This is a genomic window from Bradyrhizobium sp. HKCCYLR20261, from assembly GCF_051168435.1.
Lineage (GTDB): Bacteria > Pseudomonadota > Alphaproteobacteria > Rhizobiales > Xanthobacteraceae > Bradyrhizobium.
Genome location: NZ_JBNPUZ010000005.1, coordinates 282,551 through 302,643, shown reverse-complemented (window position 1 = coordinate 302,643; position 20,093 = coordinate 282,551). Strand labels below are relative to the sequence as shown.

At 65.8% G+C, this 20,093-nt stretch carries 19 protein-coding genes; 4 read left to right on the top strand and 15 right to left on the bottom strand.

The genetic code is table 11. The features are described 5' to 3' along the window. Nucleotides 1-283: 283 nt before the first annotated feature. The 5 genes from ACQR1L_RS14035 to paoA all read right to left on the bottom strand — a co-directional run bounded on the left by ACQR1L_RS14035 (nucleotide 284) and on the right by paoA (nucleotide 5,278). The gene (locus ACQR1L_RS14035) at nucleotides 284-820 is read right to left on the bottom strand and encodes an HNH endonuclease (RefSeq protein ID WP_434858542.1); all 537 of its coding nucleotides are present in this window, start codon (nucleotides 818-820) and stop codon (nucleotides 284-286) included. A gap of 106 nt (nucleotides 821-926) precedes the next feature. Continuing rightward, nucleotides 927-1,115: a hypothetical protein gene (locus ACQR1L_RS14030; RefSeq protein WP_434858541.1), complete on the bottom strand. Its 189-nt coding sequence runs from the start codon at nucleotides 1,113-1,115 to the stop codon at nucleotides 927-929. A 351-nt stretch (nucleotides 1,116-1,466) separates the two neighbouring features. Next, nucleotides 1,467-3,686, bottom strand: a complete 2,220-nt coding sequence (paoC, locus tag ACQR1L_RS14025; RefSeq protein WP_434858540.1) for an aldehyde oxidoreductase molybdenum-binding subunit PaoC — start codon at nucleotides 3,684-3,686, stop codon at nucleotides 1,467-1,469. A gap of 3 nt (nucleotides 3,687-3,689) precedes the next feature. Continuing rightward, nucleotides 3,690-4,640 carry an FAD binding domain-containing protein gene (locus tag ACQR1L_RS14020; protein WP_434858539.1) on the bottom strand — a complete coding sequence of 317 codons (951 nt, stop codon included), beginning with the start codon at nucleotides 4,638-4,640 and terminating at the stop codon, nucleotides 3,690-3,692. Continuing rightward, a complete protein-coding gene (gene paoA / locus ACQR1L_RS14015; RefSeq protein WP_434858538.1) occupies nucleotides 4,637-5,278 on the bottom strand; it encodes an aldehyde dehydrogenase iron-sulfur subunit PaoA in 642 nt (213 codons plus the stop codon). Before paoA ends, ACQR1L_RS14020 begins: the two co-directional genes overlap by 4 nt. Before the next feature lie 82 nt (nucleotides 5,279-5,360). Between paoA and ACQR1L_RS14010 the strand changes: the two genes are divergently transcribed. Beyond that, nucleotides 5,361-5,684, top strand: coding sequence for a hypothetical protein (locus ACQR1L_RS14010; protein ID WP_434858537.1), 324 nt, complete (start codon nucleotides 5,361-5,363; stop codon nucleotides 5,682-5,684). A 648-nt stretch (nucleotides 5,685-6,332) separates the two neighbouring features. On the opposite strand, the gene ACQR1L_RS14005 is transcribed toward ACQR1L_RS14010, so the two are convergent. Beyond that, complete coding sequence (locus ACQR1L_RS14005) at nucleotides 6,333-7,517, bottom strand: tlde1 domain-containing protein (RefSeq protein WP_434858536.1); 1,185 nt, start codon at nucleotides 7,515-7,517, stop codon at nucleotides 6,333-6,335. 515 nt (nucleotides 7,518-8,032) lie between these two features. Here ACQR1L_RS14005 and ACQR1L_RS14000 point away from each other — a divergent pair. Then, on the top strand, nucleotides 8,033-8,833 hold the full coding sequence (locus ACQR1L_RS14000; protein ID WP_434858535.1) for an FkbM family methyltransferase: 801 nt from the start codon (nucleotides 8,033-8,035) through the stop codon (nucleotides 8,831-8,833). Nucleotides 8,834-8,841: 8 nt separating this feature from the next. Here the strand turns inward: ACQR1L_RS14000 and ACQR1L_RS13995 are convergent, their stop codons facing one another. From ACQR1L_RS13995 to ACQR1L_RS13985, 3 genes are all read right to left on the bottom strand, one after another. Continuing rightward, a complete protein-coding gene (locus ACQR1L_RS13995) occupies nucleotides 8,842-10,359 on the bottom strand; it encodes a glycosyltransferase family 39 protein (RefSeq protein WP_434858534.1) in 1,518 nt (505 codons plus the stop codon). Further along, the gene (locus ACQR1L_RS13990) at nucleotides 10,356-11,489 is read right to left on the bottom strand and encodes a glycosyltransferase (RefSeq protein WP_434858533.1); all 1,134 of its coding nucleotides are present in this window, start codon (nucleotides 11,487-11,489) and stop codon (nucleotides 10,356-10,358) included. The genes ACQR1L_RS13995 and ACQR1L_RS13990 overlap by 4 nt, the downstream gene beginning before the upstream one ends. Nucleotides 11,490-11,754: 265 nt before the next feature. Next, a complete protein-coding gene (locus tag ACQR1L_RS13985; RefSeq protein WP_434858532.1) occupies nucleotides 11,755-11,955 on the bottom strand; it encodes a hypothetical protein in 201 nt (66 codons plus the stop codon). Nucleotides 11,956-12,110: 155 nt separating this feature from the next. Here ACQR1L_RS13985 and ACQR1L_RS13980 point away from each other — a divergent pair, with 155 nt between their 5' ends. After that, nucleotides 12,111-12,935: a DUF72 domain-containing protein gene (locus ACQR1L_RS13980; protein WP_434858531.1), complete on the top strand. Its 825-nt coding sequence runs from the start codon at nucleotides 12,111-12,113 to the stop codon at nucleotides 12,933-12,935. Nucleotides 12,936-12,945: 10 nt separating this feature from the next. Then, nucleotides 12,946-13,404, top strand: coding sequence for a DUF488 domain-containing protein (locus tag ACQR1L_RS13975; protein WP_434858530.1), 459 nt, complete (start codon nucleotides 12,946-12,948; stop codon nucleotides 13,402-13,404). 4 nt (nucleotides 13,405-13,408) lie between these two features. Here ACQR1L_RS13975 and ACQR1L_RS13970 read toward each other — a convergent pair whose 3' ends face one another. The 6 genes from ACQR1L_RS13970 to ACQR1L_RS13945 all read right to left on the bottom strand — a co-directional run bounded on the left by ACQR1L_RS13970 (nucleotide 13,409) and on the right by ACQR1L_RS13945 (nucleotide 20,083). Continuing rightward, complete coding sequence (locus tag ACQR1L_RS13970; protein WP_434858529.1) at nucleotides 13,409-15,094, bottom strand: tannase/feruloyl esterase family alpha/beta hydrolase; 1,686 nt, start codon at nucleotides 15,092-15,094, stop codon at nucleotides 13,409-13,411. A gap of 90 nt (nucleotides 15,095-15,184) precedes the next feature. Next, complete coding sequence (locus ACQR1L_RS13965; RefSeq protein WP_434858783.1) at nucleotides 15,185-16,495, bottom strand: adenylate/guanylate cyclase domain-containing protein; 1,311 nt, start codon at nucleotides 16,493-16,495, stop codon at nucleotides 15,185-15,187. Nucleotides 16,496-16,534: 39 nt separating this feature from the next. Then, a complete protein-coding gene (locus tag ACQR1L_RS13960; RefSeq protein ID WP_434858528.1) occupies nucleotides 16,535-17,692 on the bottom strand; it encodes an ABC transporter permease in 1,158 nt (385 codons plus the stop codon). Further along, complete coding sequence (locus ACQR1L_RS13955) at nucleotides 17,689-18,627, bottom strand: ABC transporter ATP-binding protein (protein ID WP_434858527.1); 939 nt, start codon at nucleotides 18,625-18,627, stop codon at nucleotides 17,689-17,691. Before ACQR1L_RS13955 ends, ACQR1L_RS13960 begins: the two co-directional genes overlap by 4 nt. Next, on the bottom strand, nucleotides 18,624-19,400 hold the full coding sequence (locus tag ACQR1L_RS13950) for an HlyD family secretion protein (RefSeq protein WP_434858526.1): 777 nt from the start codon (nucleotides 19,398-19,400) through the stop codon (nucleotides 18,624-18,626). The genes ACQR1L_RS13955 and ACQR1L_RS13950 overlap by 4 nt, the downstream gene beginning before the upstream one ends. Continuing rightward, nucleotides 19,397-20,083 (bottom strand): TetR/AcrR family transcriptional regulator, encoded by a 687-nt coding sequence (locus tag ACQR1L_RS13945; RefSeq protein ID WP_434858525.1) that lies wholly within the window; start codon nucleotides 20,081-20,083, stop codon nucleotides 19,397-19,399. Before ACQR1L_RS13945 ends, ACQR1L_RS13950 begins: the two co-directional genes overlap by 4 nt. Between the last annotated feature and the right edge of the window lie 10 nt (nucleotides 20,084-20,093).

Here is a 20,093-nt window from a genome sequence, read left to right as displayed (position 1 = left end):
CCGCCATCCGGGTAGTCGGTTCACAACCACGCTCTCCGTAGATTGGCCGGCCGGATCCTCTTACGCAGCCCAACAGGTGGCGGCCATGCGCCGACCCCGTACAGAAGCAAGGGCCCGGCGATAGGACATGCAATTGGGATTGACAAACCAAGGCCCGTTACAGAAGCCCGGATGAGCGAAGCGACATCCGGGTTCACAAGCGCAGCCGACGAGAACCCGGATATCGCCTACGCCGACGCCCTTCGGGCCTCGACGCAGGCTCATCCGGACTACACGCTTTTCATCATCGCTCCAGCTCCACGTCCCAATACAGATAGTCCTGCCATGTCACATGCAGGAAACGCGGCGGGAACAGGCGCTGGGAGGCCATCAGCTCGTGCCGTGTCGGCTCGAACGGCGGCCGCCGCGGCTTGAGGTAACGCCGGTCCTTGCGCACATTGCAGGGACTGCAGGCCGCGACGATGTTGGTCCACGACGTCTCGCCGCCATCGGCGCGCGGCACGACGTGATCGAACGTCAGCTCGCCGTGGAGATAACGGCCACCGCAATACTGACATTCGAAGCGGTCGCGCAGGAAGACGTTGAAGCGCGTGAACGGCACGCGCATCGCCGGCCTCACATAGTCGCGCAGCGCGATCACCGACGGCAGCCGCATGGTGACGCTCGGGCTGCGAACGACCCGGTCGTACTCGGCGACGACGACGTGGGACTCGCTGACCACGGCCTTGATCGCATCTTCCCAGCTGAACACCGACAGCGGAAAGTAGCTCAGCGGCTGGAAGTCGGCGTTGAGAACGAGTGCGGGATGAGTTGCGGACATCGTCGACCTCCTTTCCGTGTCGACCGTATCGAGATTCGTTGGCGCGCCCATGACACGCCGATCAGACAGGCTAGACGCGATATCCGCGCCTTGACGCCAAGCGCAATCAGTCGCGCGCCGCCGGCGCGCCGTTGGGCTGGGCGCGGTTGATGTAATCGAGATAGAGCTGCCGGGCGCGCGCCTCGGTGACGCCGCGGCACGCCATCGCGATGCGCACGAAGGCCGTCGCGACCGGCGAGGCCAGCACACGTGACATATCGCAGATATCGGTCTCTTCGCTGATTGTCCGGGTCATCAGACCCTCCGCTCAATGTGCGGAGGGTGAGATCCCGCCGCTGTTATGATCTTGCTGACATCCGCAGGCCCGACCATTTCGGGGCCATCACCAGATAGCGCGGACCTTGACAGGCGACGCGCAGACCCGACCAGCCGCCCGACCGATTGAAGGGTCGTTCGCTGGTGGTGGCGTTCGCAAAATGTGAGCCTAGGCTCGACACGGTCGTGATCCTCGAGAGCAGCAGGCCGGAGATGATCGGCGGCCCAGTTGCGATGGGGCAGTCCTATGCGCAGATTTTGCCGGGATCGTCAAGAGCAGCGGCCTTCGCCCCGCTGCGCGTCGGAGCAAGGCGGAGCAACATGGCGCGGCTTACGCAACCTCCGGCAAGCCACCGATGAGCTTGTCGAGCGTCACCGGATAGTTGCGCACGCGAATGCCGGTGGCATTGTAGACGGCATTGGCCACGGCTGCGCCGACGCCACAGATGCCGAGCTCGGCCACACCCTTGGCTTTCATCGGCGAGGACATCGGATCGGTCTCGTCGAGGAAGATGACCTCCTGATGCGGAATGTCGGCATGGACCGGGACTTCGTAGCTGGCGAGATCATGATTGACGAAGAAGCCGTAGCGGCGATCGACAGCAAGCTCCTCCATCAGCGCGGCGCCGACGCCCATGGTCATCGCGCCGATCACCTGGCTGCGCGCCGATTTCGGATTGAGGATGCGCCCCGCCGCACAGACCGCCAGCATGCGCCGCACCCGCACTTCAGCGGTCGCGGCATCGACGCCCACCTCGACGAAGTGCGCCGCGAAGGTCGATTGCTGATGCGTCTTGGCGAGATCGCCATATTCGATCGCATCTTCGGCCACGAGCTCGCCATCGGCCGCCGCCTGCGTCAGCGGCGCGCTGCGATTGCCGGCGCGGACCTCGCCGTCGGCGAACACGATCTCCGATGAGTTGAAGCCGAGCCGCGCCGCGGCGGCCTCGCGCAGCTTCACGCATGCCGCATAGACGCCCGCTGTCGAATTGTTGCCGCCCCATTGTCCACCCGAGCCGGCGGATACAGGAAAGTCGGAGTCGCCGAGCTTCACCACGACGCGGTCGAGTGCCACACCCATCATCTCGGCCGCAGTCTGCGCGATGATCGTGTAGCTGCCGGTGCCGATGTCGGTCATGTCGGTCTCGACCGTGACGATGCCGTCGCGGCCGAGCTTCACGCGCGCCGCGGATTTCTGCAGCAGGTTGTTGCGAAAACCCGCCGCCATGCCCATGCCGACCAGCCAGCGGCCGACGCGGACCTGCGCAGGCCGTGCAGCGCGCTTGTCCCAGCCGAAGCGCTCCGCTCCGAGCTGCAGGCAACCGATCAGATTGCGCTGTGAGAACGGCCGCTCGGCATTCTCCGGATCGACTTGCGTGTCATTGCGGATGCGGAAGTCGACCGGGTCGAGGCCGAGCTTCTCGGCCATCTCGTCCATCGCGATCTCCAGCGCCATCATGCCCGGCGCCTCGCCGGGCGCGCGCATGGCGTTGCCTTCGGGCAGATCGAGCTCGGCGAGCTTCATGGCGGTCAGCCGGTTGGCGCCCGCGTAGAGCAACTTGGTCTGATCGACCGCCGTCTCGGGCCGGCCGCCGGGCAGATTGCCGGACGTGCTTTCATGCGCGATCGCGGTGATCTTGCCGTCTTGCGACGCGCCGATGCGGATGCGCTGGATCGTTGCCGGACGGTGCGTCGTGTTGTTGATGACGAGCGGCCGCTGCAGCGCGACCTTCACCGGGCGCTTGGCAGCCCGGCTGCCCAGTGCCGCCAGTACGGCGTCGGCGCGAATGAACAGCTTGCCGCCGAAGCCGCCGCCGATGAAGGGCGAGTCGAGACGCACGTTCTCAGGGCGGATGCCGAGAATCTTGGCGATGCTGCCCTTACCCCAGGCGATCATCTGGTTCGAGGTCCAGATCGTCACCTTGTCGCCATCCCACGCCGCGATGCTGGCGTGCGGCTCCATCATCGCGTGGCTCTCGTCGGGCGTCGTGTAGATCGCATCGAGCTTGACCGGGGCGGCCGCGAACGCGCCCTCGAAATCGCCGATGCCGTTGACCGGCTTCGCACCGCTGCCCTCGCCGCTGTCGCCGGTGACCGGCGGCGCGCTGCCGGCCAGGGCGCCGAGATCGAACCGGCCCTCCTGCTTCTGATAGTCGACGTCGATCAGCGAAGCCGCAGCCCGCGCCTGCTCGAACGTCTTCGCCACGACCAGCGCGATGGCCTGGTGATAGTGCTGAACCTCCGGCCCGCCGAACAGCGAGGCGGTGTTCATGCGGCCGAGTTCGAGCCTGTCCATGTCGAGCGTGCTGACGATCGCGATCACGCCGGGCGCCGCCTTGGCCTTGCCCAGATCCATCGATCGGATCCGGCCCTTGGCGATGCCGGCGCCGAGCACGTAGCCATAGGCCTGGTTCGGCGCGACGTCGTGGCGCTCATAAGCATAGGGCGCGGTGCCGGTGACCTTGAAGCGGCCATCGACGCGATCGGTCGGCCGGCCCACGACCTTCTGCTGATCGATCGGATTGGCGGTGGCGGGAGTGTCGAACTTCATGGCTCAGCCTCGTGCTTCGGCGATGACGGCACCGAGAGTTCGCTCGGCCAGACGGATCTTGAAGCTGTTGTCGTTGGTCGGCTTGGCATCGGCCAACAGCCGTGCCGTGACAGCCTTGGCGCCTTGGCCGAGTTGCGCATCGGCCTCATCCAGCCGCCACGGCTTGTGCGCGACGCCACCCAGCGCCACGCGTCCCGAGCCGTCGCGCAGAACCACGGCGGCCACGGAGACCAGCGCGAAGGCGTAGGATGCGCGATCGCGGACCTTGCGGTAGATCTGTGTGCCACCGATCGGCTTCGGCAAGGTCACCGCGGTGATCAGTTCGTCCGCCGCCAAGGCGGTCTCGAGATGCGGCGTCGTGCCCGGCTCGCGATAGAACGCCGCGATCGGGATGCTGCGCGTCGCACCATCCGGCTTCACGGTCTCGATACTGGCGTCGAGCGCGCGCATCGCGACCGCCATGTCGCTCGGATGCGTGGCGATGCACGCCTCGCTGGCGCCGATCACCGCAAGCTGGCGGCTGTAGCCGTCGATCGCCGAGCAGCCGCTGCCGGGCCGGCGCTTGTTGCAGGGCATGTTGGTGTCATAGAAATACGGACAGCGCGTGCGCTGGAGCAGATTGCCTGCCGTGGTCGCCTTGTTGCGCAACTGCCCCGAGGCACCGGCGACGAGCGCCCGCGACAGCAGGCCGTAGTCGCGCCGGATGCGGGCGTCGGACGCGAGATCGGTGTTGCGCACCAGCGCGCCGATCCGCACGCCGCCGTCGCCGGTATCCTCGATCCTGTCCAGCGCCAAGCCATTGACATCGATGAGATGCGTGGGCGCCTCGATCTGCAGCTTCATGAGGTCGAGCAGATTGGTGCCGCCGGCGATGAACTTGGCGCCGGTCTTGGTCGCGAGGGCAGCGGCCGCCTGCGCCGGCGATTGGGCGCGCTCATAGGTGAAGGGCTTCATGCCTTGTTCTCCGCGACCTCGAGGATAGCCTCGGCGATGTTGGAATAGGCGCCGCAACGACAGATGTTGCCGCTCATGCGCTCGCGCAGTTCATCACGGGTGAGTTGCGGCGGCTCGGTCAGGCTGCCGGTGACGTGGCTCGGAATGCCGGCCTTGATCTCGTCGAGCACGGCGGTGGCCGAGCAGATCTGTCCGGGCGTGCAATAGCCGCATTGAAAACCGTCATGCTTGACGAAGGCGGCCTGCATCGGCGCGAGGTGGTCGGGCGTGCCGATCCCCTCGATCGTGGTGATCGCATCGCCCTCGTGCATCACCGCCAAGGTCAGACAGGAATTGATGCGCCGGCCGTCGACATGCACGGTGCACGCGCCGCACTGGCCGTGATCGCAGCCCTTCTTGGTTCCGGTCAGCTGGAGATGCTCGCGCAGCGCATCGAGCAAGGTGGTGCGTGTGTCGAGCTCGAGTTCCCTGATGCTGCCATTGACCGCGAGGGAGACTCTGGTTGTCGCAGGCGGCACCGCCTCGCGGGGCTCGGCTGCAAAGGCGCCGGGCGAGAACGGCATCGCCAGCCCGGCCACCGACACGGCGCCGCCGACCATCAGGTCGCGGCGATTCATTCTGAAGGGTGGATTGTCCATCACGGTTCTCGATCCTCGACTCGTGAGGAGCAACGCGCCCCGCACGGATCGGTTGCGTCGTCGCGATCACGTGTCTCACCCGATGGCGCTGACGGTCGGTGACGCATGTTCCCGCGCCTGGTTGCCCTCCGCCGAACCCTGCTCGACGGGCAAATCAGTTGCGCAGTCCGAACCGCACGCGACGCAGGCCGCGCTCCAATCGTCAGAAAAACGCGTGCGCGATGAAGCTCATTTGATCAATGCCGCCAAGGCGATCGCGCCGATCAGCCGAAACGCGCCAATTTTTTACTTTCCAAAAATCAGAAATCGTGCAATCTGGGCCCGTCCTGCTCTCATGAGGGGGGCGCCTCGCGATCGTCACGAACGTGGAGGGCGGGATGCGGTGGGCGCGCCGGTCGCAGCGTGATCTGATCATGCGGACGAACGATCCGGTGCGCACGGTGAAGTCGTGATGTCCTGACACCCCGATGCTGGTGTCAAGGTTCGGGGCCCGACATGCTCCGACCGATGGTGGCCAGAAAGCCCGGCGCACCAGGGAGACCACGTATAAGCCGTAACGCCATCGCGCGGGGAATGCCGGCGTGTCCGGCTGCACCTGTGGTGACTGCCGCCTGCTTTTTTTCCGCAGGCGGGCCATGGGTGAGGCCTTCACCCGGCATTCCCCGCGCCCTCTCACAATTGTCGAGGGCGATGTGATCAGCAAGACTCGGGCGTCATCCGCCGCGAGAACGCGATGTCGCGGCTGCAAAAGACGGAAATCGTAGGGTGGGCAAAGCAGCCGCCGAAGGCGGCAGCGTGCCCACCGTCGAGCAGCAGGCTTTATCAAAAGATGGTGGGCACGGCGTCAACTAACAGCATTCGCGAGGAGCGAGGCGTGCCGCGCCTTTGCCCACCCTACGGCTCTGCCCGTGAATGCGCCCTCTCCCACAAGGGGAGAGGGCGCTGTATCGCGCAGCATATTGATAACGACGTTCCGGATTTGGAGCGGCTCGCCCTACGACGATTGATTGTGAGGACGACAATGACGACGACGCCGCGTCGTCCCCTGCCCGCCTCAATCGATGCGGGCGAGCACGGCGAGCTTGCGGATGCCCTTGTTCTTGTAGGCATCGAGGAAGGCGTAGTAGTCGCGGAACGACACGCAGCCGTTGGAGTCGCCGTTCGGTCCGAGCATGAAGGTGTGCGCCAGCAGGCCGTTGCGGCCGTGAATCGCATCCTCGCCGCCGATCGGGTTGAGGCGCAGCGCCGGCACCCCGTGGAACAGCGCCTCGCGCGGCTTGAGCTCGTAGATGTGCGGCGGCGTGACGCCGCGCATCTTGATCTTCTCCGAACTCGGCTTGTCCAGGTTCTCGCCGAGGCCGGAATGCGCCTCGAGCTTGGTGCCGTCAGGCAGATACACCGCCTTGGCCGAGATGTCGTATACCGCCGTGCTCAAATCGTAAGGCGGCCGGCCGCCCCGGGTCGGATCCTTGGCGATCGAGGCGGTGATGTTGGAGTCGGCCGAGGCGTAGGCCAGGAGCCCGCCCTCCTGGCTCTCCGGCTTGCCCCAGAGCTTCTCCTGGATCGAGTGGCGCTCGCCGGCGATCGACATCACGGCAGCCTTGGCGCGTTCGGTCATGGCGCGCAGCGAGAAGCCGCCGGACTTCGAAGCATTGGCATCAGTCGCCTGCGCCGGCGCGTCGGCCTGCGGCTTCGGCGCCTGCTTCGGATTGGGATTGGCGAGCGCCAGCTGCATCGGCGGCCGGGCGTCCTTCTTCGGCGCGTCGGCGACCTTGGCGGTCTCGGCCGGTTTGGCATCGGCCAGCTTCAGGTCGGGCAGCTTGGGCGCAGTGTCGGCGAGCCTGGGCAGCGGCGGTGCGCCGGCGGCCGCGTTGGAGGCGACGCCCTGGGGCACGGCTGCGCCGAAGCGGTCATTGAACATCTGCGGCGTGATCGCGGCGACGGTCGTCACCGGCGGCGATTCCGGGAGCGCCGAGAACGCGTCGCCGACGGCCTCCGCGGCGCTGCGGGTCGCGATCCGCGGCGCCGGGCGCGCGACGGGCTCATCCTGCTCGATGCTGCCAACAGAGGGGCCAAGGGTCGGATAGGCGTCGGCCGCGATGATCTTGGTATAGACCGTCACCGCGCAGCCCCCGATCAGGCATGCGATTGCCGCGCCACCGATCAATTTGTGAGAGAGAGCGATCAGGGAGGACTTCCTGCGATTTCGTGCGGCCAACGCAGCTCGACTGTTACTCATTTACTCACGCCCGAACGAAGACTTGAAACTCTCGCTCGATGCGCCACGGACACCCGCTTTGCATCTCGCAGAAGCACAGAGCTTCATTAAGGCGACTTTTAGTTAAATGCTGATTAAGTTTTGGCGGATTAAGGGCGGGTTAACCATGGAGCTCTGTTTTGCCGCCAAACAGGGCGGAAACAGGGCAAAATTGCGCTCCGGGCCGGGAAATCAGCCCCGCACAACTCCGGAGACGGTGCGGTTTTACTCGGTGCGGATCAGTAAAACATCGCACGCGGCGTTAACGATTGGGCTGCGGCGCCGCTGTGCGGCCGATCATCTCGGTCTTTCACCAACTCGCCGCAAGCAATGCGCGGTTTTCCAAGGTTTGAGAACCCTGCCCGCCCCCGTAACCTTCCGGATTTTGCGCCGCCAGGGCCACGACGGCAGTATGGTAGCGACCGATTCTCCGCAACGCCTCGTCGGCACATCGTACCGCGTCCGCTTCCTGCCGCGACGACACGATAAGGACACCCATGCAGATTCCCGACCGGAAGCTGGCCTTCGTTCTCGCCTCCAGCAACCACGGCACGATGATCGTGAACCGGCTCGACTATCGGATGGTCGACGCCAACCGAGGCTACGGCGTCGGCTACCAGCTCCTGCAGACCGGCGCCTTCGACCCCTCCGAGGTCCAGCTGGCCGTGCGCATGCTCGCCATCCGCCGCAAGCATCATGGCGACGGCGCGGTCGCGATCGATTGCGGCGCCAATATCGGCGTCCATACGATCGAATGGGCCAAGGCGATGACCGGCTGGGGATCGGTGCTGTCGATCGAGGCGCAGGAGCGAATCTACTACGCGCTCGCCGGCAACGTCGCGATCAACAACTGCTTCAATGCGATCGCCATCCATGCCGCGGTGTCGTCCGAACGCGGCGTGCTGAACATCCCGTGTCCGGACTATCTGACCCCGTCCAGCTTCGGCAGCCTGGAGCTGCGCCAGCGGCCAAACACCGAGTTCATCGGCCAGCCGATCGACTATGGAAACAACACGGTCGAGGTGCGCAAGCTTCCGCTCGACGATTTCAACCTGCCGCGTTGCGACCTGATCAAGCTCGATGTCGAGGGCATGGAGCTGGAGGCGCTGGAAGGGGCCGCGGCGATGATCGAGCGCTGCACGCCGATCATGCTGATCGAGAAGATCAAGACCGATGCCGACCAGTTACGGCAATGGCTGGAGCGCCGCGGCTACAAGACAGTGGACGCCGGCATCAACATGGTGGGGATCCATGCGCAGGACCCGTCGCTGGCGGATATCATTCCACAGCAATCCTGACGCGAGCGTCAGCGCTGCAACTCCGGCGGCGGCGTGCGGTCGAGCACGTCGCGCTTGGGCTCGCTGAGCGCGTAGAAGGCATAGGTCTCGATGGTCAAGGGCCCGCGCTTGCGCTCGGCCTCGCCGATCTTTTCGGCCCGGCCGAATGTGTTCGTGACATAGAACCGCGGCCCGATCTGCGCCTCATCCACCAACAGCTGCGTGCCCGCCAGTTGCGCCGGATCCGGCTCCGGGAAATTGACCCAGCGGATGCGCTGGATCGGCTGCAGCACGCAGGTGCCGCGCGGCAGATAGAACGAAAGCCACGCGGTAGTGCCGTAGTCCATGGCGAGCACGCAGGTCGCACCGGCACGCCGGCGCGCCGCCTCGATCTCGGCGGCCAGGGGACGCCAGCCGACGCCGACGCTGCGCACGGTGGCGTCGCGCTTGTAGCCGGACAGCACGCCGGTGTCGGCCTGCACGATCAGGGCGACGAACATGACGATGCCGGCCGGCAGCGCCCAGCGCAGGCAGAACGCTGCGGTGCGCTGCTCACGCGGGGACCAGGTCATAGCATGGGCGGCCGCCGCGGCAGCCAGCACGAAGGCCGGATAGATCGGCGCGAACCAGTTGGCTTCGACCCGGGCGTGCAGCGCATGCCAGAAGAAGTAGGCGACGATGACCCAGACCATCGCCTCGATCAGGACGCGTCCCGCCGCATCCCCTGCCCGGCGCCGCGCCAGACCGTAGAGACCCATCACCCCGAGGATGAAGATCAGGGGCGTCGCAAAGACGAATTGGGTAGGGATCAGCTCGGCGATGAAGACGGGCCGGAAATCCTCGATTTTGGCGCGGCCGAGCTGCTTGATGAACGACACCCATTGGTGATCGGCATTCCACAGGATCACCGGCGAGAAGATCGCAAACGCCACGGCGCCGCCGAGATAGGGCCAGGGCGAAGCCAGCCAGGGCCGCATCTTTGGGACGGCGAGCAGCCAGATCAGGATCGCCGCGCCGAAGAACATCGCGGTGTATTTCGACAGCAGCGCTGCGCCGACGGCCGCGCCGAGCGCGAGCCACCATACGCCCCTGCCCGTTTCCACGAGCTTGGCGCAGAAGAACAGTACGAAGCTCGACGCCACCAGCAGCGGCGCATCGGGCGTCACGATCAGCGTGCCCACTGCGGCCATCAGGGTGAGGTTGAGCAACATCGCCGCCGTGGCTGCCACGCGCACGCTGCCGAACAGGATCTGGGCGGTGCGATAGACTGCGTAGCTCATGGGCAAGCCGAGCAGGATCGAAACGCAGCGCACGCCGAGCTCGCTGTCGCCGGCGATCATCGTGCCCAGGCGGATCACGACCGCGACCATCGGCGGATGGTCGTAGTAGCCGCCGGCGAGATGCTTCGACCACATCCAGTAATAGGCTTCGTCGAAGGTGATCGGCGTGACCGCGGCCGCGATCAGCCGGACAACGACGAGGCCCGCAATGGTCAGCCAGGCGTTGCGCGCCAGCCGCGTGTCGTCGCCAGCAGTGGCAGGGATCATCGCTTGCGCCAGACGAACAATCCGGAGATCGCGTAATTCCACACCACGCCCATCAGCGCGCCCGCTGCGCCCGCCAGCCACCAGATCGGCTCCTGGTCATAGACCGAGAAGGCGACGCCGACATTGGCGAGCAGGCCAACAGAACAGACCAGATAGAACGCAAGCAGGCCGCGCAGGATGCCAAAGCCCTTCAGGCGCTGGTCGCGATAGGTGAGGAAGTTGTTGAGGATGAAGTTCGAGGTCATCGCCACGAAGGCGCCGAGCGCCTGCGCCTCGGCGAATGGCAGGTCGAACAGGTTGAGACCGAGAAAGAGCGTGGCGAGATGCACGACCAGGCCGGTGCCGCCGACCATGGCGAACAAGAGGAAGCGCAGCGAGACGACGTCGTTGGTCATCTTGGCCAGCACGAGGCCGAGGAAGTCGAGCGCGACCATCGAATCGAGCTTGCTCTCGCCATGCAGGCGCGAGCCGAATGTATAGGGCACCTCGACGGTCTTCAGCCCGCCCTCGGCGCTGGCGATGATGTCGAGCAGGATCTTGAAGCCCTGCGTCGACAGCTTTGGCGCGATCTGCTCGAAACGGTCGCGGCGGATCATGAAGAAGCCGCTCATGGGGTCGTTGACCTCGACCTTGAGCGCGCGGCGCGCGATCTCGGTGGCGAAGGCGCTGGCCCCTGCCCGCTTGCTGTCGAAGCTCGCGGCACTTCCGCCCTCGATGTAGCGGCTGCCGACGACGAGCTCGGCCGCCCCGCTCTGCAGCAGCGCCAGCATCTTCGGCAGCTGGGTCTCGTCATGCTGCAAATCCGCGTCGATCACGGCCGCAAAAGGAGCGCTGGCGGCGAGGATGCCCTCGATGCAGGCGCCGGAAAGGCCGCGGCGGCCGATGCGGCGGATACAGCGAACGCGATTGTCGCCACGCGACAATTCGCGCACAACCTGCCAGGTGCCATCGGGGGAGTTGTCGTCGACGAACACCACCTCCCACGGCACGTCCTTGAACGCCGCCTCCAGCCGCCGGTACAGCGTGGTGACATTGTCACGCTCGTTGAAGGTCGGGACGACCACCGAAACGATCGGAATATCAGCGGTTTGCAGGGACACTGGCGGGGCCGTTCGGATGGCTTCGGTCATGGTGCCGATGCGTATATCTGCCGCTTTCAGCACTGCCAAGCACGGCCGCTGGGGGATGGCGCAGAAAACCCGGCCGGTGGTGCCGGCCTGCACCGTTCCGGCAAGGCCCCAAAATGCCAACGACCACAAACAAAGGGCGCGCGTACATCCGGCGCAACCGCTCTGCCGTGGTCGTCTCGGTGCCGGAGCCCAGAGAGCTCGACGTCACCGTCCCTACCTAGATGGGGTGCCCCCGCGAAGATGCAAGGGCCGCCCGGAGTTTTGCCTAGTTCGGAACCTCGCGCACGACCGGCCCACGGACGGCCGGCGCGACCGGAACGGTCTGCACGGGCGTGGGCGGCACCTCGACCTTGGCCGGCTGCACCGGACGGGCCATCGGCCCGACGGGAACGTAATAGAACGCCGCCGCCAGCGCGGCCGCCCCGACGATCGCGCCCAGCAGGCCGCCGACCGATTCCGCTTTCATGGTCACATCTCCCCTTCCCAGCCGCCCCCTCGATACACGAGGCTCAGCACGGCTGGAAGAGCGGCAACGCAACACCGCCGAAACTGGTCAGACGCGCCGCAGTTGACTACTCTGCCACAGGCCAAACCTCCCTCCCGCCAGCAACGGAACATCCAGTGAGCAAAGCTCCTGCACGCGCCTCGCACTCCAAGAGCCAGATCTATATCGGCATCGGCGGCTGGACCTTCGCGCCCTGGCGCGGCGTGTTCTATCCGGACAAGCTGCCGCAAGCGAAGGAGCTCGAATATGCCGCGTCCAAGCTGACCTCGATCGAGATCAACGGCACCTATTACGGATCGCAGAAGCCGGAGAGCTTTCGCAAATGGGCCCGCGAGGTGCCCGACGGCTTCATCTTCTCGCTGAAGGGTCCGCGCTTCGCGACCAACCGCAAGGTGCTGGCGGAGGCCGGCGACTCGGTGAAACGCTTCTACGACACCGGCGTGCTCGAGCTCGGCGACCGGCTCGGTCCGGTGCTGTGGCAGTTCGCGCCGACCAAGAAATTCGATGCGGTGGACTTCGGCAAGTTTCTCGAAGTGCTGCCGCGCGAGATCGACAACCGCAAGCTGCGGCACGTCGTCGAGGTCCGGCACGACAGCTTCTGCGTGCCCGAGTTCGTCGCGCTGCTGCGCGAGTTCGAGACGCCCGTGGTTTTCGCCGAGCACGGCAAATATCCGGCGATCGCCGATGTCACCGGCGACTTCGTCTATGCGCGGCTGCAGAAGGGCAATGACGAGCTCAAGACGTGCTATCCGCCGAAGCAGCTCGATGCCTGGGCGAAGCGCTTGCAGCTGTGGGCCGAGGGTGGCGAACCGGATGACCTGCGGCGGGTTGACGATAAGCCGGCGAAGAAAAAAGCGCGCGACGTGTTCGCCTACGTGATCCACGAGGGCAAGGTGCGCGCGCCGGCCGGCGCAATGGAATTGATCGAACGCGTGAGCTGACGAGGCTACGATGGCCAAGACAACGTTGTTCACCATCGGCTATGAGCACACGCCGGCCAAGGCGGTGCTCGACGAACTGCAGTCAGCGGGCGTGAAGCTTCTGGTCGACGTCCGCGCGGTGGCGGCGTCACGGCGGCCGGGCTTCGCCAAGAGCCAGCTCGCCGCCGGGCTCGACGAGCGCGGCATCGCCTATGTCCATCTGCGCGGGCTCGGTACGCCGAAGGAAGGTCGCGAGGCGGCGCGTAGCGGCCATTACGATACGCTGCACAAGATCTACAGCGCGCATCTGAAGACGCCGCAGGCCAGGGAGCAGATGGACGAGTTGGCGTCGCTGGTCAAGACCGCCGGCCCCGTCTGCCTGCTCTGCTACGAGCGTGATCACGCGCACTGCCACCGGCAATGGATCGCCGAGATCATCGAGGAGCGCGACAAGGTCCGGGTGGAGAACCTCGTCGCGCCCCAGGTCTAGGCCGCTACTCCGCGGCGCAGGTGAAGGATGACGCCTGTTCGATGTCGCCGCTGACATATTTGGCAAACTTCGGCCACGGGCACAGCGGCCGCGACCGCTGCGGGCTCCACGCGGACGGCAGCTCCTTGTTGGCTGGATTGACCGAAGCCGTGATCGCCTCAGGTGCCTTGCCCTTCTCGACCCAGTCCATCAGCGCGCCCAGCGCATCGAACTTTTCGAGCGTGACGCCGCCGCCACAATGCGTCTCGCCGGGCAATGCGAACAGGCGAGCGAACGTATCGGCCTTGCCCTGCACATTGGCATCGAGCTTCTCGTACCAGCGGATGGTGTCGTTGACCGAAAACACCGGATCGGCCTGGCCGTGATAGATCAGCATCTTGCGCGCGCCGTTCTGGAACGCCGGCAAGGTCGGATTGTCGACCGCGGGCGGCGTCATGAAGTCCATCGCGGACTCCGTGAACGGCCCCTCCTTGGCGTAGATCTTCGGCGCGTCCTTGTCGAAGTCGTAGGCTTGCAGCTTCTCCACGAGCTTGTCCGGCGAGCCTTCGACCTCCACCGGCGGCGTCGAGAAGATGTAGTTCAGCGAGGCACCGCCCATGGTGGCGATGATCGGAAGGTTGTTCCACGGCGCCACCGGGCTTTCGACCTTCCAGGCGCGCCAGTTGCCGGTGCCGACGCCGCCATCGGCCGGCCAATCCGAATACAGCGCCTCGCCCTTCGAATTGCGCGGGCCGGCGAAGATCGTCTTCAGCGCATCGACCTTCGCGGCCGGCAGGCAGGCGTCGGTCGCCCCGGCAGCGCAGCGCAGGCTGTCGAAGCTGAACGTCTTCTGGCACGCCTTCAGGTTGGCCGTCAGCCCGTCCTTGGCGCCATCGAGACCGTCGCAGAGCTCGATGATCTTGGACGAGATCAGCTTGGCGTCCTCGCGGGTGATCGACTTACGGATGTCGGCATCGGCCTTGGTCAGTGCCTGCACATCCCAGGCATGCTGCACGGCCGCGCGCGGCAGGTTGAAGCCGGGATTGCCGACCAGGAAGCCGTCATACTGCTCGGGCATGCGCTCGGCCGCGACCATCGTGTGACGGCCGCCATTGGAGCAGCCGGCGATGTAGGAGTAATCCGGCTTCTTGCCGTAATGCGCGGCAATGATCGCCTTGGCGATCGGCGCCAGCGTGATGTCGGCGGAATAGCCGTAATCGCGGCGCGCCTGCGGGTCGAGCCCGAAGGCCGAGCCCGCCGCGAGCCCTCGCGGCTTGTTGGCGGGATCGCTGCCGGAATGGCCGCTGTCCGACGACAGCACGGCGAAGCCGCGCGCCAGCGGCGTGGTGCCGCCACTGACAAGGCCGTCGGCCTTGTCGCCGAGCGCAGGCACCACGACGCCGTCATTGCCGCCGTTCACCTGATGCAGGAAGCGGCCGTTCCAGGTCTCCGGCAGCCTGATCTCGAACTGGATGGCATAGGCCCGGCCATCGACTCCGGTCCGCTCGTTGACCTTGCCGGAGAGGATGCAGTGCCGCGGCAGCCCGTCGCCGGCTTCCTGAAGCTTCGATCCGGTCAAGGTGAGCCCGGGGACCTTCAGCGCCTCCGCCGTCACCCTGCTGCAGCCGGCGTCGTCCGCGCGGGCCGAGCCCATGGCGGCAGCGCAGACAAGGCCGACGCCCGCGATCAACGAGGTCCTCGATCGGATCATGCATTTCCCCCTGATTCCTGTTCGTTGGGGGGGAGTAAACCTTGGGGATGCGCCGTTGTAAATCGCCGACCGGGACGGCGGCATCAACTGCTAGTGCAGCTGCCAGACCTCGAACGGCCGATCGTAGCCGCGCACGACGACCTCGCCGTGGAAGACCGCATTTTCGGCGCCATCACCCGCGGCTTGCCGGACCTCGGTCGAGATCAGCAATTGCGAGCCGAACTCCTTGTTCAGCGCCTCCAGCCGGGACGCGAAGTTCACGGTGTCGCCGATCACGGTGTATTCCTTGCGGCGCGGCGAGCCGATGCTGCCGGCGACGACCTCGCCGAGATGGATGCCGATGCCGATCCGCAGCGGCCAGGACGACGCGGCGTTGACGTCCTGCATCGATGCCACCATCTCGCGCGCCGCCGCGACCGCCTGCGCCGCGGCGTCGCGGGTCTCGAACGGTGCGCCGAACAGCGCGAGAAAGCCGTCGCCGAGAAACTTGTTCACGATGCCGCCATGACGCTCGAGGATCTCGACCAGTACGGCAAAGGCGCCGTCGAGCCGGTCGACAACCTCCTGCGGCGACTTCGATCGCGCCGCAGCCGTGAAGCCGCGGAAATCGACGAACATCACCGCGACCTGCCGGATGTCGCGCGCCTCCGCGGTACCCTCTTTCATCAGACGCTCGACAACCTGCGGCGAGACATGCTGGCCGAACAGGTCGGTCACGCGATCGCGCGCCGAGGCCGCTTCGATGCTCGCTGCGAACTGGCGTCTCAGTTGGACGCCGACGGCCCCGGCCAGCAGGCCGCTCAGGAAAATGATGAAGCTGCGTTCCCCGTGATAGTAGATCTCGGGATGCTGGCTGACATCGATGGAGGGACGGCCTGTCAGCGCGACCGTCAGCAATTCCGCCGCAGCCACCAGGCCGGTGAAGCTCGACAGCCAGAAATCGAGACGCAAGGTCGAGAGAATGATGAAGATGAAATAGACCAGCGGCGCGCCGAAGCCGAGCGCCCTGTCCGCACCAATCCCCTCGATCTGCATGATGAGCACGAGCGTCGGCATCGAGGTTTCGACCAGGGCGCTGATGTAGCGCCAGACGACCGGCACGTCGCGGTCGCGGCGCATATGGGCTTTGATCCGGAACAGGATGAGAAGCTCGAAGGCGATGAAGGATACGATGACCACGTGGACATCGAGGATCCGCGTTCGGTTCGGCCAGATCCATTCCGAAATGCGCGGCACGAAGATGTCGACTACCGTGGTGATAACGAAAAACAGCGTCGCCGTCGCGATCAGGGCCTTCACCCGCAACAGTTCGGTGTTCAACGTCTGGCGCATCAGCGCATGGTTGAACTCCGCCGGCGCGGCCGCCGTACCGCTTGCCTTGCCTATCCCCGAGATTCGCATCATGCCCCAGCCGGTCCTCTGCCCGGCCGCCATTCTGCCCTAATCGAGGGTGCGGCGGAAGCGCATCACCGCAACGGTCATGGCGAACAGCATCAGGCCGAACAGGACGATCGTGTCATGCTGGAGGTTGGCCAGCGTCGAGCCCTTGAGCATGATGGCGCGGACGATCCGCAGGTAGTGCGTCAGCGGCAGGCATTCGCCGACGATCTGCGCCCATTGCGGCATGCCAAGAAACGGAAACATGAAGCCCGACAGCAGGATGCTCGGCAGGAAGAACATCATCGAGAGCTGCATCGCCTGCAGCTGGTTCTGCGCCAATGTGGAGAAGGTGTAGCCGATCGAGAGGTTGGTGGCGATGAACAGGGTCGAGAGCAGCGCCAGCAGCAGCAGGCTGCCCATCACGGGGACTCCGAACAGCAGCACGCCGATGCCGATGATGATCGTCGCCTGGAGGAAGCCGACCATCACGTAAGGGATGATCTTGCCCAGCATCACCTCGACCGGCGTGATCGGCATCGACAGCAGGCTCTCCATCGTGCCGCGCTCGATTTCGCGCGTCACCGACAGCGCGGTGAAGATCAGCATCGTCATGGTCAGGATGGTGCCGACCAGGCCCGGCACGATGTTGAGCCGCGACGAAGCGGCCGGGTTGTAGCGGGCATGGGCCCTGATCTCGAACGGCGTCGTGACCGGATCACCGGTGTAGAGATCGTGCGACAGCGCGGTCTGCACGATGGTGCCGAGCGAGGACAGCGCCGAGGACGCTGCTACCGGATCGGTGGCATCGGCGGCAACCAGCAGCGCCGGACGGTCGCCGCGGCGGACGGCGCGCTCAAAGCCGCGCGGGATCTCGACGCCGAACAGGACCTTGCCCGAGAGCAGGAGATCGTCGAATTCGGCGACGCTCGTGACCTCGCGGGTGAAGCGGAAATAAGCCGTGTTCTCCATCGCCTTGAGGATCGAGCGGCCGAGATCGCTGTCCTCCTGCAGCAGCACCGCCGCCGGCAGATGGTGCGGCGTGGTGTTGATGGCGTAGCCGAACAGCATCAGCTGCATCACCGGCAGCATCACGATCATCGCGAACGAGACCCGGTCGCGGCGCAGCTGGATGAACTCCTTGACCAGCATCGCATAGGTGCGCCGCCAGAAGCCGAAGCGCGGCGAAGGAATGCTCTGCTGATGCGCGGTCTCGCTCATTGGAAATTGTCCCGCGACCGGTTCATCAGGTCGATGAAGACGTCCTCGAGCGACGGCGCGGCGTGCTGCCACTGCAGGCCGGGCTTGTCGCGCCACGGCGCGATCGTCTCGTCCAGGGCCTTGGCGTCGCGGCCGGAGACGTGCAGGCTGGTGCCGAAAGGCGCCACCATGTCGACGCCGGGCTTGCCGGCGAGATCGGCCGCAAGCGCACGCAGATCATCGCCGCTGACGGTGTATGTCGTCAGCGCCGACTGCGCGATCACCTCGGAGACGGTGCCGTGCGCCAACAGATGACCATAGGCGATATAGGCGATCTCGTGGCAGCGCTCGGCCTCGTCCATGTAGTGGGTCGAGACCAGCACGGTCAGCCCCTCGCCGGCGAGCGCGTGAATCTCGTTCCAGAAGTCGCGCCGCGCCTTCGGGTCGACGCCCGCCGTGGGCTCGTCGAGCAGCAGCAGTTGCGGGTTCGGCAAGGTGCAGGCGCCGAGCGCCAGCCGCTGCTTCCAGCCGCCCGACAATTCGCCGGCGAGCTGCCGCTCGCGGCCGGAGAGACCGAGGCGCTGCACCATGTCGCGCGCGGCACGGCGTGGATCGGGCATGCCGTAGAGCCGCGCGACGAACTCGAGGTTCTCGCTCACGGAGAGGTCCTGATACAGGCTGAAGCGCTGGGTCATGTAGCCGACACGCCGCTTGATCTTGTCGGCGTCGCGGCGGATGTCGAAGCCGAGGCAGGTGCCCTCGCCGCTGTCGGGGGTCAAGAGGCCGCAGAGCATGCGGATGGTCGTGGTCTTGCCCGAGCCGTTCGGCCCGAGAAAGCCATAGATCGAGCCGCGCTTCACCTGCATGGACAGGTCATGCACGACCTCGCGGCCGTCGAAGGATTTGCTCAGCCGCTTGACGTCGATCGCGATCCCGGCTGGTCCGGCCGCGCTCATCGCTTGTCCGCCACCGGCGTCTTCGGGTTCGGATAGATGCTGACGGGCTGGCCGACGCGCAACGCATCCGGCCGAGAGGGGCGCGCCTGGATGAGGTAGACGAGCTTGTTACGCTCCTCGAGGCTGTAGATGACCGGCGGCGTGTACTCCGCCGTCGTCGCCAGGAAATACACCCGCGCAGTGAGATCAGCGGCGCAATTGTCGCAGGTGACCTTGACCTCGTCGCCGACGGCGAATTTCGGCAGGTCCGTCTCCGGCACGTAGAAGCGCACCTTCATGTTCCCAGGCGGCATGATCGACAGCACCGGCCGCTGGGCGGCGACCATCTCGCCCTCGCGGAAATAGATCTGCTGGATGGTGCCGGCGACCGGCGCCACGCCCTTGCGCCGCGCCAGCCGAGTCTGCGAGGTCACGACATGCGCCTCGGCGATGCGCAGCGCCGAGACGGCGGAATCGAGCGTGGCCTGCGTCCCCGCCCCGGTCTTGCTCAGCGCGGCGGCACGGTCATAGGTCTGCTGCGCGTTGGCGAGCGTCGCCTTGGTCTGGTTGAGATCGGCCTGCTGCAGATCGTCGTCGACAGAATAGAGCGGATCGCCGACCTTGACTTCGTCGCCTTCGCGAATGTTGAGTTTGGTCACACGCCCCGCTTCGTCCGGGCTGACGAAGATCATGTCGGCTTCGACCCAGCCCTGGTAGCCGGGATCGCGCGTCTCCTTGCAACCATCGAAGCTGAAGGCCGTGACCAGCACGGCGAGGCAATGCAGCAGGCTCATGCTGGCCTCCTCGGCCCGAAGATCAGATCGAGATGCGTCTGCAGCATCGCTTCCGCATCGAGCGGTGCATGGCGTTCGAACAGGCTCTTCCAGATCACCGCGACCATCATCGGCGCGATCATCAGCTGCGGATGCTGCACGAGCTTGGGCTCACGGATCTCGCCGCGCGTGATCGCCAACTGGATCAGCGCGCGCATCGCGTCGAGACCGCGCGAGACGACCTCGCGGTAATAGAAATCGGCGATCGCAGGAAAGCGCGGCCCTTCCGCGATGATGAGCCGGACGAGATCGGCCCGCTTTGTGCCGGCGATCTCCTGGAGGAACATTCGCGCCAACGCTTCGACCATGTCGCGCACCGAGCCGCCCCTCGGCGGCGGCGCGGCCAAACGGCCGACGAAGGGCACGATCGCAGTTCGGATCAGTTCCTCGAACATCGATTCCTTGTCGTTGAAGTGCAGGTAGATCGTACCCTTGGCGACCCCTGCCCGTTTGGCGATGTCGTCAAGGCGCGTCGCCGCAAAGCCGCGGGCGATGAATTCGTCCATGGCGGCCTGCACGATCGACGCCCGGCGCTCGGCCGCGCGATCGGCGCGCCGCGACACCGCAGCGTCGGTCGCGTCCTGTTTTGCGGAGGCGGCCACAGCGGCCCTTCCCTCTCCGGTTCGTCTCGATGACTTCGACATGCACAAAATA